This window comes from Hymenobacter sp. BT559, assembly GCF_017571525.1.
In the GTDB taxonomy this organism is placed as follows: domain Bacteria; phylum Bacteroidota; class Bacteroidia; order Cytophagales; family Hymenobacteraceae; genus Hymenobacter; species Hymenobacter ginsengisoli.
This window is the reverse complement of sequence record NZ_JAGETY010000010.1, coordinates 182954-202002: the sequence shown is the minus strand read 5'-3', so window position 1 is coordinate 202002 and position 19049 is coordinate 182954. Positions and strand designations below refer to the sequence as shown.

Below are 19049 nucleotides of genomic sequence, written 5' to 3'. Positions count from 1 at the left end.
AATTTGGCTTAGAGGTCCCACACTGTGCTGCGCTGCTGGCGCCAGGCACGGCGGATATTCATCCAGAACACCCCAGCGAAATAGAGCACGATGGGCGAGCCAAAGGTGAAAAACGAAGCGTAGACAAACGACAGGCGGATGCTGCGCGTGCTAAAGCCCCAGCGCTGCCCCAGCGCCGAGCACAGCCCAAAGGACTGCGATTCGATAAAGTCGGTAAGGCGGTGCATAGAAGAAGTTTTAAGCGGCGCGGTGCAACTTTGCCGGGCTAAGATACAACCTGGCCCGCGGCAAACGTTAAGGGTATTCTTACGTTTAGGCGCGGGCCGGGTTACGGTCCGGCTACCGTTGGCCGCCGTCAATTCTCTTCAATTTGCGTTTATTTTCAATAAGTAAGCTTCGCCTGCCGAGCCTGCTGCTGGCCGGGCTGCTCTCGGGCTGCGCCTCGCTGCCCAAGATGCTGCAAGATGCCGAAGCCGGCCGCCACGTGCGCGTAGAGCCCGCCCCGCTCACGGCCGTGGGCGAGGTAGTCCCCTTCGAGGCCACCGCCAAAGTAGCGGCCAAGCACCTGCACAAAGGCGCCGTGTACGAGGTGCTGCTCACCTACAAATATGACCACGACCTGCGCCTCGACACCGTGGGCCGCATTTCGTTTGCTCAGGGCGAATTCACCTACGACGACTCGGTGAAGGGCCGCCTCGTGAGCCGCCGCCGTTTCACCATCCCCAATACAGCGCGGCGCTCGCCCGGCCAGCTCATGGCCCGCGGCCAGGTGCGCGAGCTCAAGCCGCATGGTAAGAGCCTGACGGCCAAAACGGAAACCCTAGTGGCGCGCGGCATTGCCGACCCGGCCCGCCGCGTGGTGCTCGAAGACACGCTGCTAGCCCTGCTGCCCGAGCAAATCAGCAACGTGACGAGCGGCACGCGCATTCTGCCCCTATATTTCGACCAGGGCCAGTGGTTTATCCGCTCCAGCCTGGGCACCAACATCGCGGCGCTGGAAGACCTCATTGACCAGAACCAGCACACCCAGCGGGTGCTTATCGCGGCCGGCCACTCGCCCGATTCGCTCGATGCGCACAAGCCCCAGCTAGCCAGCAAGCGCGTGAAGATGCTGCTCTACTACTACAAGCAGCGGGTCAAAGGCTTCTCGTATCTTAATAAGGTAGAGAATATTACCTTCGATACGCTGGCCTACCGCAATAGCTGGGAGCTGCTGCTCAACCAGGTGCAGCACTCGGTGCTGAAGCCCGCGCAGCAAGACTCGGTAGTGAGTATCATCAACGATACGCGGGGCACCTTCCAGCAGAAGGAAAAGGCGCTGCACAAGCTCACGTATTTCGATTACCTCGAAGACTACATCTACCCGGTGCTGCGCTGGGGCACGGTGGCCGTGACCTACACTGCCCCGCCGCGCTACGACTCGGAAGTGTACCTGCTGAGTAAGAAAATCCTGGAAAAGGAAGCTGACATCGACGCCCTCACACCAGAGGAGCTGCGCTATTCGGCCCAGCTTACGCCGCTGCTGGCCGAAAAGCAGCGTATTTATGAGCTGGCGGCTGCCAGCACGGCCCGCTGGGAGGCTTTTTACAATCTGGGGACGGTGCTGGCCCTGCGCGCCGCCAAGGAAGTATCGCCCAAGGTGCAGCAGAACTTCTACCACCGCGCAGCCGTCAACTTTACTCTGGCGGCCCACCGCCACCCCACGGCCGAGCTGTTTTACCGCGCCGCCTCGGCCCACCACCACGCCCAGGAGCGCCTGGAGGCGCTGCAAGACTACGACTACGCCATCAAGCTGGGCGGCGAGCGCGGCATTTTGCGCAAGGTATTTTCTGATAAGGCAGTACTCGAAATGCAGGTGGGCCAGTCCGACCAGGCGCTCACCAGCCTGCGCCTAGCCGGCCCCAGCTACCAGAACTATATGAACCAGGGCCTGCTGCTGGTGCAGCGCGGTGCCTACGATGCGGCGGCCGCTCAGTACCGGCTAGCCCTCGACCTGCGCCCGCTGGCCGCCGACCCCCACTACGGCCTGGCTGTGGCCGCCGCCCGCCGCCACGACGAAGCCGGGATGGCCAACGAACTGCACCAGGCCGTGCGGCTCAACCATGACCTGGCCACCCAGGCCACCGAAGACCTGGAGTTTGAGGACTACGTGCAGGCCAAGGCCTTCCGGGAGGCGCTGAAGTAGAAGACTTTTGCCAATCCAAAGAGCGCCTGGCCTCGTGAGGCTGCCGAGCAATCTTGCCTTGTCGTTGGGGTAGTACCCCTAGCGGGAAGGCAGGATTGCTCGGCAGCCTCGCTAGGCCAGGTGACACAAAGGACAAAGAAGCCGTTTTCAAATTCCTCCTTTTCCCTTCCCTATCGTAGCTTTGCATACCGGCCGTGTGCCGGCTTTTGCTAGTCTATTGATGCGTACCATTCAATTCCGCGAGGCCCTGCGTGAGGCCATGAGCGAAGAAATGCGCCGCGACCCGTCGGTATTCCTGATGGGCGAGGAAGTGGCCGAGTACAACGGCGCCTACAAAGTGAGCCAGGGCATGCTCGACGAGTTTGGGCCGGAGCGCGTGATTGATACCCCGATTGCCGAGCTGGGCTTTGCCGGTATCGGCGTGGGCGCGGCCGCCAACGGCCTCAAGCCGATTATCGAGTTCATGACCTTCAACTTCTCGTTGGTGGCTATCGACCAGGTAATTAACTCGGCCGCCAAGCTCTACTCGATGTCGGGTGGACAGTACTCCTGCCCCATCGTATTCCGGGGGCCTACCGGCAACGCCGGCATGCTCAGCAGCCAGCACTCGCAAAACTTCGAGAACTGGTACGCCAACACGCCCGGCCTGAAGGTAGTAGTTCCCTCGAACCCCTACGACGCCAAAGGCCTGATGAAAGCCGCCATCCGCGACCCCGACCCCGTGATTTTCATGGAGTCGGAGCTGATGTACGGCGATAAGGGCGAGGTGCCCGAAGAAGAGTATATCCTCGAAATCGGCAAGGCCAACGTGGTGCGCGAAGGCGCTGACGTGACCCTGGTGAGCTTCGGCAAAATGATGAAGCTGCTGTACACCGCTGCCGACGAGCTGGCCAAGGACGGCATCAAGGCTGAGGTAATTGACCTGCGCACCGTGCGTCCCATCGACTACGACACGCTCATCAACTCGGTGAAGAAAACCAACCGCCTGGTGGTTATCGAAGAGGCCTGGCCCCTGGCCAGCATCTCGGGCGAGCTGGCTTACATGGTGCAGCGCCGCGCCTTCGACTACCTCGACGCGCCGGTGGTGCGCATCACCTGCGCCGACGTGCCCCTGCCCTACGCGCCCACCCTCATCGAAGCGTCGCTGCCCAACGTGGCGCGCATCCTGAAGGCGGTAAAGGAAGTAACCTACGCCAAGGCCTAGCGCCTGGCTAGCCCCTGCTTTACAACAAAAGGCCCCGCGACAGTACGTTGCGGGGCCTTTTGTTGTAATATGTTATTCAATAAGGAGTAGAGACGCATCCTTGCGTCTTGGCGTCCGCACCGCTAAGGCGATTAACGTTCAACGCCGAGACGCAAAGATGCGTCTCTACACCCGGCTTCTAATCTACTTCGTATCGAGCGCTTCGCCGCTGTCGTCGGCCGACTGCACGGTGGCTTTCTTAGGCGCACCGGCCTTCGCGGAGGCTGAGCGCTGGGCCTTGGTAGCGGCAGCGCTTACCTTATCGGCTGCTTTTTTGGTGGCGCCAGTAGCCTGGGCGGTGGCACTGGTGGCAGCTTTTTTGGCGGCGGGCTTGGCTTTGCTGGCAGCGGCGGGCGCGGCCGGCTTGCCCTCGCTCTTGAGGCCCACACGGCTTTTGAGGTCTTCGGTAAGGTTCTTGAACTGCTTTTCGAGGTCGGTGCGCTTGGTTTCGCCGCTTTTCAGCAGGTCATCCATTATCTTCTTGCCCTCCTGTTCGGAGAGTTTACTTTCCTTCACCAACTTCTCAATGGCAGTTTGCACGGCTTTGTTGCCCTGCGACAAGAAGCCCACGCCGGTATTGATGAATTTCTTAAACAGGTCGTCCATGAGTAAAAAAAGTAAGTGGGTGAAAAGGTTGATAACTACTCGCTTGCAGGCCGAAAGTAGTAGGCTTGCCGACTACTTGTCACAAACCTACGCAGGCCGCCTCACATAGGAAGCTACTGTGCCGGCTAAGGTATTCACCCCGGCGCAACCTACTCGCTAGCCCTGCTGCCAGCGGCAGGCTGTTTGCGTAGCCGCGCCAGCTTATTATCGCGATAGCCTTTGATAGCCAGCGGAATCCAGCCTAGCACCGGAATGAAATAAGCCAGCACCAGCGGGTTGCGCCACAGCATTTTCCAGAAAGCGCCGGGCTGGTCGAGCTGCAGGTCAAAATCGCGCTCGCCATTTTTCACAAAGCGGCGCTCAAACTCGGTGAACACGGCCGGCCAGGCAAAGGGCATGAAGAACGGGAAATAGCGACGGTTTTCCTTCATGCGCTGCCACAGCTCGCGCCAGCGGTAGGGATGCTGGCCGTGGGCGGCCACGGCGGCGTCCATCTCGCCCTGCATACGCAGCCTTATTTGCTCGGAGAGGGCTAGCAGCTCGTCACGGCTCAGCTCGTCGTGCTTTTTGGTGGTGTAGTCGGTGGGCCTGATGCGGGTACCCATCACGTAGGTGAGCTGAGCGGGCAGGGCCAGGTAAAAGGCCCAGGGCTGCACAATGACGAGCAGCAGCAACAGCGTGATGGGCAAAAACGGGATACCGATTTTCTTGGTCAGCCGGTTTATCCAGTCAAAGCTGTAGGCGTAGGGATTGAGGTACTCGGCGTTGATAGTATAAAACGGCATGATGTCGGTGCCGTGCATCAGGCTCAGCCGCAGCATACTGGTGGCGAGGCGCTGCAGCTGGTACTTGCGGTTGAAGCCCTTGCCGATGCCGGGCACGCCCTCGGGGTAGAGCATGAGGTTGTGCTCCTGGTAGTACATCATGGTCTCGAAATTGAGCGTGGTGGCATCGACGCTGCCGCACTTCTTCCAGAAATCCGTGATGAGGTAGGGGTTCATCAGCCTAGTGGCCGAGAGCATGGGGGCCGAGAGCGGCCGGGGCAGGCCGTGCAGGGTGCCGCGGGTGCGCAGCAAGTAGCGCCACAGGTGCGAGAGCGAGATAATGGCATCCCAGGGGAAGGCCATGCCCGAGTGGTTGGAAGCGAAGATGAGCGGCCGGCTAGGGTTGTTGCGCTGCGGATAGGGCTCGAAGCCTACCAGCCGCGACCGAAACCAGACCTTATCGAGCAGCCACAGGATGTTGTCGTCGAGCGCCTGCGTAAACTCGGGGCGAAAATAATCGTGGTAAATGTGCTGATTGGCCCGAATGAGCGGCGGAGGAAGCGTATCAGGAGCGGCAGCAGCGGCAGACATAGGGCGGGAATGAGCGGCCGCGAAAGGTACTGCGTTTAATTAACAGTGCGCAGTTAAAACTCCCCTGCTCACTGCTCACTACTTCAAATCTGCCGCTTAAGCTTGACGCTGGCTGAATACAGCTCGCCACTGCGACGGCGCAGCAGTAGCAGCAGCACGCGGCCATCCTGCGAGTGCAGCATGTGGTTTAGGTCAGTAATAGAAAAGAACTGCGCAGGAATAAGGTTAATGGCTACCAGCTCCTCGCCCTCGGCGATGCCGACCGAGGCGGCCGGCGAATTGGGAGCCACGCGCAGCACCAGGTATTGCCGGTAGCTAGGGCCGGTAGCCAGCAGGTCGAGCCCACACATGTCGTGCTCGAAAGGGGTGCGCAGCGCGGGCGTAGGGCGTAGCAGCAGCCGGCCGTGTGGGTAGTCGATGACGGTGGTGAAGCGCTTGAGCACCTCGTAGCCCAGGCTGCCGTGGCGGGCGCGCTCGGTGCCCGAGAGGCGCTCGTGCACCTGCGTCGAATCGGGAAAAGAGGTGAGTACCTGCGGCAGGTGGTAGCGGCCCAGCTCCACGGCGGCCACCCGCCCCAGCGAGCCACTCACGATGCCCGTGAGCCCGCGGCCCAGGTCGGTGCGCAGGCGCTGGGTGGGCAGGCGCAGGCGGTGGTCGGCAGTAGTTTCGAGGCTGAGGGCGTGGCCGGCGCCCGTGTCGAGCAGCAGGCGCAGCGGTAGCGGCGCGGCCGTAGGGGCGGCGCCCAGCTGCTGCACGCCGGCCGTGACGTACGCTTTGTCGTGGTCGAGCGTCAGCGGCAGGCTAGCCCAGCGCCGGCCGTGCGGCGCCTTGTAGCGGTCGGGTGCCAGCAGCACCAGCTCGCGCTGCTCGGGGTGAATGGTAACGACGAACGAGTGAAATAAATCGGACCCAATAATGCCCTGCACGGGCAGGCCCACGTAGCCCGACAGGTCGAGCACGTCGTTATTCAGCACTAGCCAGGTGGTGCTGGCCGCCACTACGCCCGGCAGGCTCACCTGCACGTGCGGTGCTTCGTAGGCGCGCAGGCCACTATCGGCGCCGCCCACGCCCTGCAGGCGGTACTCGGCCCCGTGCGCCAAGCCTAGCGAGTCGGCCAGCTGCGGGTTGGTGAGCAGGCTGCTAGCCACCCCGGTGTCGAGCAAAAAATTGAAGGGCCCCTGCCCATTGAGGCGTGCCGAGATGATTATCAGGTTGCGCGGCGACTGAAACGGCACGCGCGCCTTGTGCCGACCCGGCCGGGTAAAGGTAAAAATGCCGTTGGCGGCCGGGCCGGGCTGCGCGTTGCTCTGGCTGCCCAGCAGCAGCCCTAGCACCGCCAGCAGCACCCGGCGCAGCCAGCACCACTTACCCGAGAGCCTACGTTGCATAACACCCGGCGCATTAACCTGAGAAAGGTTAAATATACAACGAGTTAGCGGCCTGCGCAAGGCCTGGCAGCGGGGCCGCTTGGCAGGTTCTGGAAGTGTCTTTTCAGGAGTTGGCCAATGGCTATGCGGGCTGCTCCCAGTGGCCCGCGGGGTCGTAGTACAGGGCCCCAGCCCGGATGCTGAGCGGCGCGGCGAGGTTGTTATCGTACAATTGGCCGGTGCCAAGGCCCTGGGCAAAACCGCCCACCTCGTACTCGCCCGTGAGCTGGGCCACGGCATTGAGGCCGATGTTCGATTCCAGGGCCGAGGTAATCCACCAGCCGATGCCCCGCGCCTCGGCCAGGGCTATCCAGCGGCGTGTGGCGGCGTGGCCGCCCAGCAAGGTAGGCTTGAGCACCAGAAAAGGTGGGCGCACGGTGTCGAGCAGCGCCTCCTGCTGGCTAGGGTCGGTGAGGCCAATAAGCTCCTCATCGAGCGCTACCGGCACCGGCGACTCGCGGCACAGCTGCGCCAGCGCCGCCCACTGCCCGGCCCGAATAGGCTGCTCGATGGAGTGAATACCAAACTCGGCCAGCTGCGCTAGCCGGGCCGCTGCCTCGGCGGGCGCAAAGGCCCCGTTGGCATCGACGCGCAGCACGAGATGGGCGGGGCTGGCCTCGGCCCGAATCTCGCCGAGCAGCGCCAGCTCGGTGGCCCAGTCGAGGCTCCCGATTTTTACTTTCAGGCAGGCGTAGCCGGCGGCTAGCTTCTGCCTGATTTGCGCGCGCATAAAGGCCGCATCGCCCATCCACACCAAGCCATTGATGGGCAAGCCTGCCCGCCCTTGACTAAAAGCATTGCAATAGAGCTGATAGCGGCCGCCACTGTGCAGGTCGAGCACGGCCGTTTCGAGGGCAAAGCGCAGCGAAGGCAGCTCGGCCGGCACCAGGGCAGCCGCCTCGGCCACCGTAAGCGTCGGGTAGCCCGCTTGATTGAAGCGCTGACAAAACGCCTGCACGGTCGCTTCAAAACCAGGCCCGTATTCGGGGCTCAGGCCAGCTAGCGGCGCGGCCTCGCCCCAGCCTACGCTAGCCGGAAAATGACTTTCATTGTGCAGGGCCAAGTAGTAGGCTACGTGCTCGGTAAGCGCGCCGCGCGAGGTGCGCGCCGGAAAGTTGAAGTGCAGCGCCCGCCGCTGGTAAGAAAGAGTCAGCATGGGGCAAAGGTGCGGCCAAAAACTGCCTATGCAGTGGCAGCGGGCGGTTTTTTAGGCCCCCGGCGGCTGATAGCGCCACCGATGCGGCCGGCCGCGCGGGCTTCGTCTGAAGAGAAGCGGTGACCTTTGCCGCTCTCGTGCGAGGCGCGACCGCCTTCGCTGGCTATGCGCCGCTGCTGCTCGGGCGACATGGCCGCGAAGCCGCGGCGGCTTTTTTCGCCGATGCGCCGGGCCGGGCGCTTCGCAACTTTGGTGCGGGCATCGGGGGCAGACTCGGTCAAATTTGTATTAGCACTAAGGGTACTCATAGAAAAACTAACTAGGCAAAAAAATGCGGTCAGATTAAAAGCCAAGGTTACTGGCCATTGCAAACCCTTTTAGTAAAAGGTAAATTCCACAAGCGTTAGAATTTTCATCTTCACCAGGCTCCTCCCCCAGTCTAAGCGGGCTGCCGGGCCATAGCCGCGCCTGCTGAGTAGCTTCGCTGCCGCGCAGGGTCGCAACCCTAGGTCTACCGACGTGGTTAAACAATCGGCTCCTTTGCTCAATCTTTCTGCTTGTTATGGCTCCTGCTTCTTCGCCCCTCCCTACCCTAGCTACGCCCGGCCCCGCGCCCGCTAGCCCCGCGCTGCCTGCCCACTACCAGGCCGTGCGGGCCCAGTCGGTGGCGCTGGTGCAGCCCTTGCTGCCCGAGGATACGGTGGTGCAGCCCACCCTCGATGTGAGCCCGCCCAAATGGCACCTGGCCCACACCACCTGGTTTTGGGAAACGTTTCTGCTCAAAAACTACCTGCCGGACTATGAAGTCTTTCACCCCGACTACGCCTTTTTATTTAATTCTTATTATAACTCGCTAGGTTCCAGGGTAAACCGTGCCGACCGGGGCACGCTCTCGCGCCCACCCCTAGCCGATGTGTACCGCTACCGTACCTACGTAGATGAGCACATGGCCACCCTGCTCGGGCAGCTAGCCGAGCTACCCGCTGCGGCTACCGAGCTAGTCGAGCTGGGCCTGCACCATGAGCAGCAGCACCAGGAGCTGCTGGCCACCGATATTAAATATATTCTCAGCACTAACCCATTAGCACCAGCCTACTTGGAGCAGTCGGCAATGCCGGCTGCCACTACCGCCCCGGCCGACTTCGCTAGCCCCGGCGGCGCTACGCGGCCGGCGGCCTGGCTGCCAGTGCCGGGTGGCATCTACGCCATTGGGCATCAGCAGGAAGGTTTTTCGTTTGATAATGAGCTGCCGGTGCACGAGGTGCTGGTAGCACCGTTTGAGCTGCAAAACCGGCTCGTGACCAACGGCGACTTTCTCCAGTTTATCGAAGCTGGCGGCTACGGGCAGTTTCAATTCTGGCTGGGCGAAGGCTGGGACCTGGTCAACCGCGAGGGTTGGCTAGCCCCGCTCTACTGGTCGCAAGACCCTGACGGCCAGTGGTTGCGCTACGGCCCTAGTGGCCTGGCGCCGCTCAATCTGGCGGCTCCCGTATCGCACATCAGCTTTTACGAGGCCGATGCCTACGCCCACTGGGCCGGTACCCGCCTGCCCACCGAGGCCGAGTGGGAAACGGCCGCCCGCCACTTCGGGGCCACGCCGCAGGGCGGCAACTGGCTCGAAACCGGCCACTTCGACCCGCAGCCCCTAGCCGCCGATGCCGACCCTAGCCAGTGCCACCAGTTGCTGGGCGACTGCTGGGAATGGACCTATTCGCCCTACCACGCCTATCCCGGCTACCAGCGCGCCGCCGGCGCGCTGGGCGAGTACAACGGTAAGTTTATGATAAATCAGCTCGTGCTGCGCGGCGGCTCGTGCGCCACGCCCGAGAGCCACATTCGCCTCACGTACCGCAACTTCTTCCACGCCGACAAGCGCTGGCAGTTCACTGGCCTGCGGCTGGCGCGGTAATAACCTGGCTATTTTAGCCAACAGAAAACCCGTCTAGTATGCTTCGCAAGCTCAGCATACTAGACGGGTTTTCTGTTGGTGTTTCCACCTAGCTTTTTTCCGGCGTTAGCCATTTTTCGAGGCGCACGGGCTGGTAGGCTTGCATGGCGTCGAGTAGCGCAGCGGCATTGGCGTTATGCAATAGCTGGCCGCGATTTTCCTGACGCAGAAAAGCTTCGGCGCTCATATGGTCGAGCAGGGTTAGCAGCGAGTCGTAGAAGCCCTGCGTGTTGAGCAATCCTACGGGCTTGCCGTGCAGGCCGAGCTGACCCCAGGTCAGCACCTCAAACAGCTCTTCTAGAGTACCAAAGCCGCCGGGCATTGCCACGAAGCCTTCGGCCAGGTCGGCCATGAGCAGCTTGCGCTGGTGCATGGTGTCGACAATGTGCAGCTCGGTGCAGCCTTGGTGGGCTAGCTCTTTATCGGCCAAGAAGCCGGGGATTACGCCGATAACCTTGCCGCCTTCGGCCAGCACGGCGTCGGCGATGGTGCCCATGAGGCCCACGCACCCACCACCGTACACGAGCGTGAGGCCGCGCCGGGCCAACTCGCGGCCCATTTCCTGGGCCTGCTGGGTATAGATTTCCTGATTGCCGCTGCTGGAGCCGCAGTATACTGCTACGCTTTTCATAAAGTAGGGAAGAGTAGCGTGGACTTAGTAGTCCGTGCACGAGCACAGCGAGTAGTTGCGTTAGCGTCCATTCGAACGGCTATACCCGCTATGCTCGTGCGCGGACTACAAAGTCCGCGCTACTGAATATTACATGCGCTCGGGTACGTCGATGCCGAGTAGGCCAAGCGTCGTTTTAATAGTTTCGGCCGTTTTGGCGGAAAGAGCCACGCGGAATGCCTTCTTTAGCGCGTCAGTCTCAGCGAAAATGGGCACTTCGGTGTAGAAGCGGTTGTAGCTCTTGGCCACCTCATAGGCATACTGAGCCACCACGGCGGGCGAGAGCGTGCGAGCGGCTTCGGCTACCACGCCTGCGTAGCCGGCTAGCTGCTGAATAAGCTCCTGCTCGGTGGCTTGCAACTCGCTTAGCTGGCTGAAATCGGTGCTTTCTTCCACGCCTTGCGCCACGGCCTTGCGGCGGATGGACGAGATGCGGGCGTAGCTGTACTGAATGAATGGCCCCGTATCGCCTTCCAGCCGTACCGACTCTTCGGGGTTGAAGAGCATGCGCTTTTTGGGGTCTACTTTCAGCAGGTAGTATTTGAGCGCGCCTAGGCCTAGCGTGTGGTAGAGCTGCTGCAATTCTTCCTCGGCTAGACCTTCGGTTTTGCCTTTTTCGAGGGTCGCGGCTTTGGCGGCTTCCTCTACTTCCAGCACCAGCTCGTCGGCATCGACTACGGTGCCTTCGCGGCTTTTCATCTTGCCGCTGGGCAGGTCGACCATGCCGTAGCTGAGGTGGTGAATGGCCTCGGCGTAGGGCTTGCCTAGCTTTTTGAGCGTGGCTTGCAGCACCTGCATGTGGTAGTTCTGCTCGTCGGCGATAACGTAGATGCTGCTGTCGTAGCCAAAATCCTGATACTTGAGCTCGGCCGTGCCCAGGTCCTGAGTGATATACACGCTCGTGCCATCGGCACGCAACAGCAGCTTTTCGTCGAGGCCTTCGGCCTGCAAGTCAACCCAGACCGAGCCGTTTTCTTTTTTAAAGAATACGCCTTTCGCTAGGCCCTCTTCCACGCGCTCCTTGCCCAGCAGGTAGGTGCCCGACTCGTAGTAGAACTTGTCGAAGTCGACGCCAATATTCTCATAAGTAGCGTTGAAGCCGTCGTAGACCCAGCCGTTCATGCGGTGCCAGAGGGCCATCACTTCTGCATCGCCGGCTTCCCACTGCTGCAGCATCTGCTGGGCTTCGAGCATCAGCGGAGCTTGCTTTTTGGCCAAGTCGTTGGCCACTCCTTCGGCTTCGAGCTGCTTGATTTCTTCGCGGTAGTGCTTCTCGAAAAGCACGTAATACTTGCCGGCCAGGTGGTCGCCTTTGATGCCCGCGCTCTCGGGCGTTTCGCCCTGCCCAAAGCGCTGGTAGGCAATCATCGACTTGCAGATGTGGATGCCGCGGTCGTTCACCAGGTTGGCCTTGGCTACGGTGGCGCCAGTGGCTTTCAATATCTCGGCCACGCTGTAGCCCAAGAAGTTATTGCGCAAGTGACCCAGGTGCAGGGGCTTGTTGGTGTTGGGCGATGAGTACTCGACCACTACCTTTTGCGGGCCGCCGGTGGGCACGGGTGCGCCGGCCGGCCTAGCCAGTAGCTCGCCAAAGAGCTTGAGCCATTCGGCATCGGCGATTTCGAGGTTGAGGAAGCCTTTTACCACGTTGTAGCCGCGCACGGCGGGCGTATTGGCTTTCAGCCACTCGCCCAGGGCCTGGCCGATTTGCTCGGGGCCTTTGCCAAATGCCTTGGTGAGCGGAAACGTGACGAGGGTGAAGCTGCCCGCAAAGTCTTTGCGCGTAGGCTGAAGCACGAGGCTGGCGGCGGGAATCTCTTGCCCGAAAGTGGCCTGCGCGGCCGCTTGCAGGGCGGTTTTTAGGGTTTGTTCAAGCTGTTGCACGAGGGCAAAGGTACGGCGGGGCACGGGCACCCCTTCGTCCTGTTGCAACGCAACTGCCGCTGGCCGGCTCCTTTTAGCCTAGCGAGTGGGTTAGCCCTACTGTGGGGGCTAGCCCACTGCCAGCCCGGCATTTACTATTCTGGCTCAACTGCTTATCTTTCAACAAATATTTCGACTTATGCTTCTTTCTTTACCTGCTGCTACTCCCAAACGCTGGCGCGGCTGGCTACTAAGCCTGTTGCTGAGCGCACTAGGTTGGCTGAGTCCGCAAATAGCCCAGGCCACGCACATTCGGGCGGGCGATATTCAATCGCGGGTAGACAGCGTGAGCGGCGACCCCAACCACCTGCGGTTTCGGATGACTATCTACCGCGACAAGGGCAGCTCGGTGGCGCAGGATTTGAACGACACCTATATTTTCTTCGGCGACAACACCGTTTTGCACGGCACCGATACCGATGCCAGCGGCAAGCCGCTGATGACGCGCACCGTAGATGCTAGCCGCTCGACGGCCGAAACCGAAGTGCTCTACTTCGATTTTGAGCACGTGTATCCGGGGCCTAATACGTACCTGGTCAGCTTTATTGGCAATAATCGCAATAAAGACATCCTGAACATGGATAACTCGGTCGGCACGTCCTTTTACATCTCGTCGTCGGTTACCATTAACCCCGCTTATGGGCGCAATCACTCGCCGGTGCTGCGGGCGCCGGCCGTAGACAAGGCGGCCGTTGGGCAGGTTTTCTTGCACAATCCGGCGGCTTACGACGCCGATGGCGACTCGCTAGCCTTTCACCTGCGCACCTGCCAGCAAGTACCCGGTGACATTCAGGCGATTGTGGCAAGCAAAAAGCCCAACCCCGTGGACTGCACGCGCTACGTGTATCCGAGCGACCAGAGCTTGGCGCCGGGCGCCAAGCAGGTGTCTTACAGTGGCGTGCCGCCCGGTGACCCTAAAAGTGATGCCATTATTGTAATGGATGTGCAGACCGGGCAGGTGACCTGGAATGCGCCGGCCAGGGCGGGCATCTACAATATCGCGTTTACGGTGGAGGAGTACCGACGCACGGCCAACGGCATTCGCCGGATTGGGACGGTTATCCGCGACATGCAGATTATCGTGACGGCCACCAACAACCTACCGCCCACCCTCACCGTGCCGCCCGATGTGTGCGTGGTGGCCGGCACGACGGTCACGCTCAACGTGGCGGCTACCGATGGCGTGGCGGCCGGGGCGCTAGCCCCTAGCCCGGTCACGCTGTTTGCCTACAGCGGCATTTTGCCCCCAGCCACCTTTACCCAAACGGCCACGGGCACCACTACTACCGGCACCTTCCGGTGGGCCACCGAGTGCAGCAATGTGGCCAGCCAGCCCTATTTGGTAGTATTCAAGGCCCAGGACAATCCGCCACCCGGCTCGAATGCGCCGGTGCTGATTGATGAGAAAACGGTGCGCATCACGGTGGTGGGGCCGCCTCCGCAGCATGTGCGCGCTTCCCCAAGCGGCGGCAATAAGCTCATCAGCCTGCTGACCTGGGACCGATACACGTGCCAGAATGCCAGCCAATTGCTCATTTTCCGCAAGGAAGGCCCGTATCCCTTCACGCCCGGCCCCTGCCAAACGGGCCTGCCCGCAGGCTCGGGCTACGTGCAGATAGGCGCGGTGGCGCCTGGCACCACCGCTTTTTCGGACGATAATAATGGCAACGGCCTGGCTAGGGGCAAAACGTATTGCTACCGCATTTACGCCGTGTTTCCGCTGCCCGCAGGTGGGGCTAGCATCGTGTCGGAAGAAACGTGCGTGACGTTTAGCGGTCGCTCGGCGCAGCTTACCAACGTAGACGTGACCGCCACCGACGCCACCCTGGGCGAGATATTGGTGAAGTGGACCAAGCCCCGCCCCAATACCGGCACGTTTGGGACGCCCGCTGGCTACCGCCTCGGCCGGGCCGTGGCGGGCTCGTCGGCCTTTACGCCCATTGCTACTATCACCAACCTAAGCGACACCACCTTTGTGGACCAGCGCCTGAACACCACGGCCAACCAGTATACTTACCAGCTCACGTTTTTTAGCACCGATGCCTCGTCGGGCGCGCCGGTCGAAACTACCGAAACGGCCGTGCCAGCTACCAGCGTGCGCACCAGCCTCGTGCCCGATGGGCTGAGCAAGCGCATTACTGTGAACTGGGCCTACAACGTGCCTTGGGATAACAGCAAGCAGCCTACGATGATATACCGCCAGGACCCGGGCAGTTCGACTTTTGCCCAAGTAGGCACGGCTACATCGGGGGCTAGCGGCGGCACCTTCGTTGATGCCGACCCCAAGCTGCAGCCCGGCCAGCAATACTGCTACTACGTGCAAACCAATGGCCAGTATGCTGGCTCCAGCTTCTTACTTAACCTCTTGAATAAGAGCCAGCGCACGTGCACCGTGCTGCAAGCAGTGCCCTGCACGCCGGTGCTCAGCCTCTACCCCACCAACTGCGACAGCCTCGCGGCGCTGCCTTCTTACCCAGCCCCTAGCCAGCGCTACCAGAACAACCTGCGCTGGACCGTGAGCAGCACGCCCACTGGGTGCAGCACGGCCGCCGCTTACTACCGCATCCTACGCAGCAGCTCCCAAACCGGCGGCTATGTGGTGCTCGACTCGACTACGCGCCTCGACTACGCCGACCGCTTTTTGTTGAAATCGGCTTATTGCTACCAGGTGCAGGCCGTGAGCGCCCAGGGCGTGCGCAGCGCACTCAGCAACTCGGCCTGCCAGGATGAGTGTGCGTTCTTCCTCTTGCCCAACATCTTCACGCCCAACGGCGACGGCAAAAACGACCTGTTCCGCCCCAAAACTTCCAGCACGGTGCTGCACACCCGCATCCAGATTTTCAACCGCTGGGGCCGCAAGGTATACGAAGGCGATAAAGACCCTTACATCAACTGGACGGGCAGCACCACTGGCCTCGATGCCACCGGCGGCCTGGTGCCCGGCGGCATCTACTACTACCTGGCCGAAGTGCAGTTTGCCGATGCCAACAGCACCCGGCGCACGTTCAAGGGCTGGGTCGAGATAATTCGCTAGCCTCCATTACCGTTTGCTGCAAGCTTCAGCCGCCGCCTACCAGCGGCGGTTGTTTTTTGTACGGCACCCAACTGGCCGGGTAGTGGGAGTGGCTCTGGCACTGCCTGGCATTAGACCCAGGATTCTTGTACTGGCTAGGGCCTGCTCTTGCGTGCCTTTCCTTCGTTTTTCTGCCTTCCCTCGGGTGTACCTCTTTTGTCGAGCTGCTGGCTGCTCTAGCCTGGAAAAGGAGCGCACCCGCCCCTAGCGCCACCGCGAGCCCTCTTCCATGCCACCGACGGCTACGTACCCTTCTTCAACTCGCAGGATGCCTACGATGCCATGCAAGTCGAAGTGCATCCCATTCAGGGCGGCAACCACTTCTCCTCGGCCGCTGCTTACACGCTTGGGGCGTATAGGCTTATCAGCCAGTTTACTAAGTAGCCAAGCCAGCGCGCTGACCTAGCCCCATTTGTCATTGCGAGCAAAGAGAAGCAATGACAACGATGTAATAACATCTGAGGGCCGCTAGCTGCGGCCCGTCACCTCCTCCAGCCGCAGGCGGCGCTCGATGGCGGCGGTGGCTTTTTGCAGGATGTTGAAGGCATTCTTTGCCATCGTGTTTTCGTTGTCGAGCGTGGGGTTGATTTCGCCCATCTCGAAGCATACCACGCGCTCGTTTTCGAGCAGGTCCTGGCACAGGTTTTCGCCTTCAGAGAGAAAGAGGCCTTCTTCCACCGGCGTGCCGGTACCCTTGCTGAAACTCGAATCGAGGCTATCGACATCAAACGAAATGTAGACCAGGTCGCAGTAGCGCAGGTGCTCATAAATTTCGCGGGCTAGCTGGCGCGTGCCTTTAGCCTGGATTTCGGGCAGCTTTATCCACTTGATGCCCAGCCGTTCAATGAGGGTTTCTTCCTCTTCCTCCGTGTCGCGCACGGCCACATATACCAAGTGCTCAGGAAGCAGCTTGGGGCCGGGCTCGGCCAGGTTTTGCATGCGGCGCCAGAAAAACTCGGTTTCGGCGTCGAGGGCCTGGCGCTGGCAGGGCAGGTTGTCTTCGCCCAGCGCGGCGGCTAGGGGCATGCCGTGCACATTGCCGCTAGGGGTGGTATAAGGCGAATGGATATCAGCGTGCGCGTCTATCCAGATAACACCCAGCGTCTTCTGCGGGTACGCGGCCTTTATGCCGGCAATGGTAGCGTTGGCGCTGCTGTGGTCGCCGCTCAACACCAGCGGGAACTCGCCAAAGCGCAGCGTCTGCTCTACGGCGCTGGCCACGCCCTTTTGCACCGTATAAATGGCGTCGATGTGCTTGGCAAACGGGAAGTGGTTTTTCTCAAACAACACGTGGTTGAGGTCGGGCACGGCTACCGAGTTGTAGCGCCGGAAGTAATCGGAGCCCTTGTTGAGGCAGGCAATGCGCAGGGCGTCAATGCCCAGGCTAGCCCCGCGCGTGCCAGCACCCAGTTCGGAGCGGACTTCTACTAGCTTGATACGTTTCATCGGGTGGGAAAAGAAAGTAAGAACATGGGGGCGCTGCATCGTACCGCTAGCGCCCCTGTTGGGGCCCTAGCGAGCGCTGCCTTGCGGCGCCCGCGCGCCGTAGCCATGTCGCTTCCTTTCATCGGGGGCCGATGCAAGCGTGGCCGGAAGGTTTCCGGCCCCCGGCGGTACTTTTGGTACGCCGGCCCGTAAAGGTCGGAAACTATCGCCGTTTTTCCGCTTTCGATGGATACTTACCAGGACCTCATTACCCAAACTTTCGATTTTCCGAATGCCGATTTTCAGGTGCGTGAAAACGAGCTGTTTTTTCACGACATCGACCTGATGGCCCTGGTCGAGAAGCACGGCACCCCGCTGCGCCTCACTTATTTACCTAAAATCAGCTCCCAGATTCAGCGGGCTAAAAAGTGGTTTGCCGACGGCATTGCCCAGACCGGCTACACCGGCAAGTATTCTTACGCCTACTGCACCAAATCGTCGCACTTCCGCTTCGTGCTCGACGAGGCCCTGAAAAACGATGTGCACCTCGAAACTTCGTCGTGGTTTGACATCAGCATCATCCGCTCGCTTTACGAGCAGGGCAAGCTTGGCAAGGATAAGTACATCATTTGCAATGGGTTTAAGACAACCGAGTATAAGCAGGAAATCTCCGACCTCATCAACGACGGTTTTGTGAATTGCCTACCCATTCTCGACTCGCCCAATGAAATCGACTATTACCATGCGCACGTCAAAACCAAAACCAACCTGGGCCTGCGGCTAGCCTCCGATGAGGAGCCGCGCTTCCAGTTTTACACCTCGCGCCTGGGCATTCGCTACGCCGACGCGGTGCCGCTCTACGAGCAAAAAATCAAGGACGACCCGCGCTTTGAGCTCACCATGCTGCATTATTTCATCAGCACGGGCATCAAGGATACGTCATATTATTGGTCGGAGCTGTCGCGCTTCATTCACAAGTACTGCGAGCTGCGCAAAGTTTGCCCCACGCTGCAAACTATCGACATCGGCGGCGGCCTGCCCATCCAGACTTCGATTCAGCTCGAGTACGACTACCCGTACATGATTGCCGAAATCCTGCGCACCATTCAGCGCATCTGCGCTGAGGAAGGCGTGCCCGAGCCCAACATCTTCACTGAGTTTGGCATCTTCACGGTGGGCGAAAGTGGCGCCACCATCTACTCCATTCTGGACGAAAAGCTCCAGAATGACAAAGAGTTGTGGTACATGATTGACGGCTCGTTCATCACCAACCTGCCCGATACCTGGGCCCTCAACCAGCGCTTCATTATGCTGGCGCTCAATGGCTGGAACCGCCCCTACCGCAAAATCCAGCTAGGGGGCCTCACCTGCGACTCGCAGGATTACTACAACTCCGAAAAGCACATCTACCAGACCTTCCTGCCCCAGCTGCAGGCCCCGCGCAACCAGCCGGCCAGCACGCAGCCCATCTACGTGGGCTTCTTCCACACTGGTGCTTATCAGGAGAGCCTGAGCGGCTACGGCGGCATCAAGCACTGCCTCATCCCGGCGCCCAAGCACGTCATCCTCGACCGCGATAAGGATGGTACGCTTACCGATTATGTCTTCGCTCCTAAGCAAGAGGCTAGCAGCATGCTCAAAATTCTGGGCTACGCTGAATAATAAATGAGCGCTTTTGGAGGTTAAGCAGGAAGAAAAGCACTATTCTCAGAAACTCTTCCCTGGCGTAAACGTTTATGCCTCATAGCCTTTATCTTTGAAATCTAACCGCGTCTCGCTCAATCAATACCTTTTATGAAAAAGCTGTTTATCCTCGCCATTGGGGCCGCTACCCTCGGCCTCGGCGCCTGCAACCGCCAGACCTGCCCCGCCTACACCTCGGCCAAATCGGCTGCCGCGCCGGTTACGGCTAGCACCGCTACCTCGGTAGAGCGCCAGTAGACTTTAGCTGGTTTTATAATAAAGCGCCCGGTCTGCACTTGCGTGCAGGCCGGGCGTTTATGTTTTGCTACTTTCCGTGGTAGTGAGCTTGCCGTCG

General features: G+C 60.6%; 15 protein-coding genes. 6 read left to right on the top strand and 9 right to left on the bottom strand.

All coding sequences use genetic code 11. The annotated features are described in order from the left end of the window. Positions 1-8 precede the first annotated feature (8 nt). The gene (locus tag J4D99_RS15015; RefSeq protein ID WP_151087800.1) at positions 9-227 is read right to left on the bottom strand and encodes a PspC domain-containing protein; all 219 of its coding nucleotides are present in this window, start codon (positions 225-227) and stop codon (positions 9-11) included. Between the two features lie 143 nt (positions 228-370). Between J4D99_RS15015 and J4D99_RS15010 the strand changes: the two genes are divergently transcribed. Together J4D99_RS15010 and J4D99_RS15005 are read left to right on the top strand one after the other, a co-directional pair. Beyond that, positions 371-2185: a tetratricopeptide repeat protein gene (locus J4D99_RS15010; RefSeq protein ID WP_208132547.1), complete on the top strand. Its 1815-nt coding sequence runs from the start codon at positions 371-373 to the stop codon at positions 2183-2185. Positions 2186-2405: 220 nt separating this feature from the next. Beyond that, entirely contained in the window at positions 2406-3389 is a 984-nt protein-coding gene (locus J4D99_RS15005; protein ID WP_208132546.1) for a pyruvate dehydrogenase complex E1 component subunit beta, read from the top strand. 183 nt (positions 3390-3572) lie between these two features. Here the strand turns inward: J4D99_RS15005 and J4D99_RS15000 are convergent, their stop codons facing one another. The 5 genes from J4D99_RS15000 to J4D99_RS14980 form a co-directional block, all read right to left on the bottom strand. Further along, entirely contained in the window at positions 3573-4034 is a 462-nt protein-coding gene (locus J4D99_RS15000; protein WP_208132545.1) for a phasin family protein, read from the bottom strand. A gap of 149 nt (positions 4035-4183) precedes the next feature. Next, the gene (locus J4D99_RS14995) at positions 4184-5389 is read right to left on the bottom strand and encodes a lysophospholipid acyltransferase family protein (protein WP_208132544.1); all 1206 of its coding nucleotides are present in this window, start codon (positions 5387-5389) and stop codon (positions 4184-4186) included. Positions 5390-5472: 83 nt separating this feature from the next. Continuing rightward, the gene (locus tag J4D99_RS14990) at positions 5473-6777 is read right to left on the bottom strand and encodes an aspartyl protease family protein (protein ID WP_208132543.1); all 1305 of its coding nucleotides are present in this window, start codon (positions 6775-6777) and stop codon (positions 5473-5475) included. A gap of 121 nt (positions 6778-6898) precedes the next feature. Then, the gene (locus J4D99_RS14985; RefSeq protein ID WP_208132542.1) at positions 6899-7972 is read right to left on the bottom strand and encodes an o-succinylbenzoate synthase; all 1074 of its coding nucleotides are present in this window, start codon (positions 7970-7972) and stop codon (positions 6899-6901) included. 26 nt (positions 7973-7998) lie between these two features. Then, the gene (locus tag J4D99_RS14980; protein WP_208132541.1) at positions 7999-8280 is read right to left on the bottom strand and encodes a KGG domain-containing protein; all 282 of its coding nucleotides are present in this window, start codon (positions 8278-8280) and stop codon (positions 7999-8001) included. Positions 8281-8534: 254 nt separating this feature from the next. Between J4D99_RS14980 and egtB the strand changes: the two genes are divergently transcribed. Next, positions 8535-9881 carry an ergothioneine biosynthesis protein EgtB gene (gene egtB, locus J4D99_RS14975; RefSeq protein ID WP_208132540.1) on the top strand — a complete coding sequence of 449 codons (1347 nt, stop codon included), beginning with the start codon at positions 8535-8537 and terminating at the stop codon, positions 9879-9881. An 88-nt stretch (positions 9882-9969) separates the two neighbouring features. Here egtB and J4D99_RS14970 read toward each other — a convergent pair whose 3' ends face one another. Together J4D99_RS14970 and argS are read right to left on the bottom strand one after the other, a co-directional pair. Then, on the bottom strand, positions 9970-10551 hold the full coding sequence (locus J4D99_RS14970; RefSeq protein ID WP_208132539.1) for an LOG family protein: 582 nt from the start codon (positions 10549-10551) through the stop codon (positions 9970-9972). 129 nt (positions 10552-10680) lie between these two features. After that, positions 10681-12474 (bottom strand): arginine--tRNA ligase, encoded by a 1794-nt coding sequence (gene argS / locus J4D99_RS14965; protein ID WP_208132538.1) that lies wholly within the window; start codon positions 12472-12474, stop codon positions 10681-10683. 178 nt (positions 12475-12652) lie between these two features. On the opposite strand from argS, the gene J4D99_RS14960 reads away from it, so the two are divergent. Next, positions 12653-15547 (top strand): T9SS type B sorting domain-containing protein, encoded by a 2895-nt coding sequence (locus J4D99_RS14960; protein ID WP_208132537.1) that lies wholly within the window; start codon positions 12653-12655, stop codon positions 15545-15547. Between the two features lie 507 nt (positions 15548-16054). On the opposite strand, the gene J4D99_RS14955 is transcribed toward J4D99_RS14960, so the two are convergent. Then, on the bottom strand, positions 16055-17032 hold the full coding sequence (locus J4D99_RS14955) for an arginase (protein WP_208132536.1): 978 nt from the start codon (positions 17030-17032) through the stop codon (positions 16055-16057). Positions 17033-17257: 225 nt separating this feature from the next. Here J4D99_RS14955 and J4D99_RS14950 point away from each other — a divergent pair, with 225 nt between their 5' ends. Together J4D99_RS14950 and J4D99_RS14945 are read left to right on the top strand one after the other, a co-directional pair. Continuing rightward, positions 17258-18673 carry a type III PLP-dependent enzyme domain-containing protein gene (locus J4D99_RS14950; protein WP_208132535.1) on the top strand — a complete coding sequence of 472 codons (1416 nt, stop codon included), beginning with the start codon at positions 17258-17260 and terminating at the stop codon, positions 18671-18673. A 132-nt stretch (positions 18674-18805) separates the two neighbouring features. Next, entirely contained in the window at positions 18806-18952 is a 147-nt protein-coding gene (locus tag J4D99_RS14945) for a hypothetical protein (RefSeq protein ID WP_208132534.1), read from the top strand. The last annotated feature ends 97 nt before the right edge of the window (positions 18953-19049 follow it).

Coding starts and splice junctions, on each gene's coding strand:
- J4D99_RS14970 (WP_208132539.1), bottom strand. CDS start 10,551: ATGAAAAGCGTAGCAGTATACTGCGGCTCCAGCAGCGGCAATCAGGAA.
- J4D99_RS14990 (WP_208132543.1), bottom strand. CDS start 6,777: ATGCAACGTAGGCTCTCGGGTAAGTGGTGCTGGCTGCGCCGGGTGCTG.
- J4D99_RS14960 (WP_208132537.1), top strand. CDS start 12,653: ATGCTTCTTTCTTTACCTGCTGCTACTCCCAAACGCTGGCGCGGCTGG.
- J4D99_RS15005 (WP_208132546.1), top strand. CDS start 2,406: ATGCGTACCATTCAATTCCGCGAGGCCCTGCGTGAGGCCATGAGCGAA.
- J4D99_RS14945 (WP_208132534.1), top strand. CDS start 18,806: ATGAAAAAGCTGTTTATCCTCGCCATTGGGGCCGCTACCCTCGGCCTC.
- J4D99_RS15000 (WP_208132545.1), bottom strand. CDS start 4,034: ATGGACGACCTGTTTAAGAAATTCATCAATACCGGCGTGGGCTTCTTG.
- J4D99_RS14950 (WP_208132535.1), top strand. CDS start 17,258: ATGGATACTTACCAGGACCTCATTACCCAAACTTTCGATTTTCCGAAT.
- egtB (WP_208132540.1), top strand. CDS start 8,535: ATGGCTCCTGCTTCTTCGCCCCTCCCTACCCTAGCTACGCCCGGCCCC.
- J4D99_RS14955 (WP_208132536.1), bottom strand. CDS start 17,032: ATGAAACGTATCAAGCTAGTAGAAGTCCGCTCCGAACTGGGTGCTGGC.
- J4D99_RS14980 (WP_208132541.1), bottom strand. CDS start 8,280: ATGAGTACCCTTAGTGCTAATACAAATTTGACCGAGTCTGCCCCCGAT.
- J4D99_RS15015 (WP_151087800.1), bottom strand. CDS start 227: ATGCACCGCCTTACCGACTTTATCGAATCGCAGTCCTTTGGGCTGTGC.
- J4D99_RS14985 (WP_208132542.1), bottom strand. CDS start 7,972: ATGCTGACTCTTTCTTACCAGCGGCGGGCGCTGCACTTCAACTTTCCG.
- J4D99_RS14995 (WP_208132544.1), bottom strand. CDS start 5,389: ATGTCTGCCGCTGCTGCCGCTCCTGATACGCTTCCTCCGCCGCTCATT.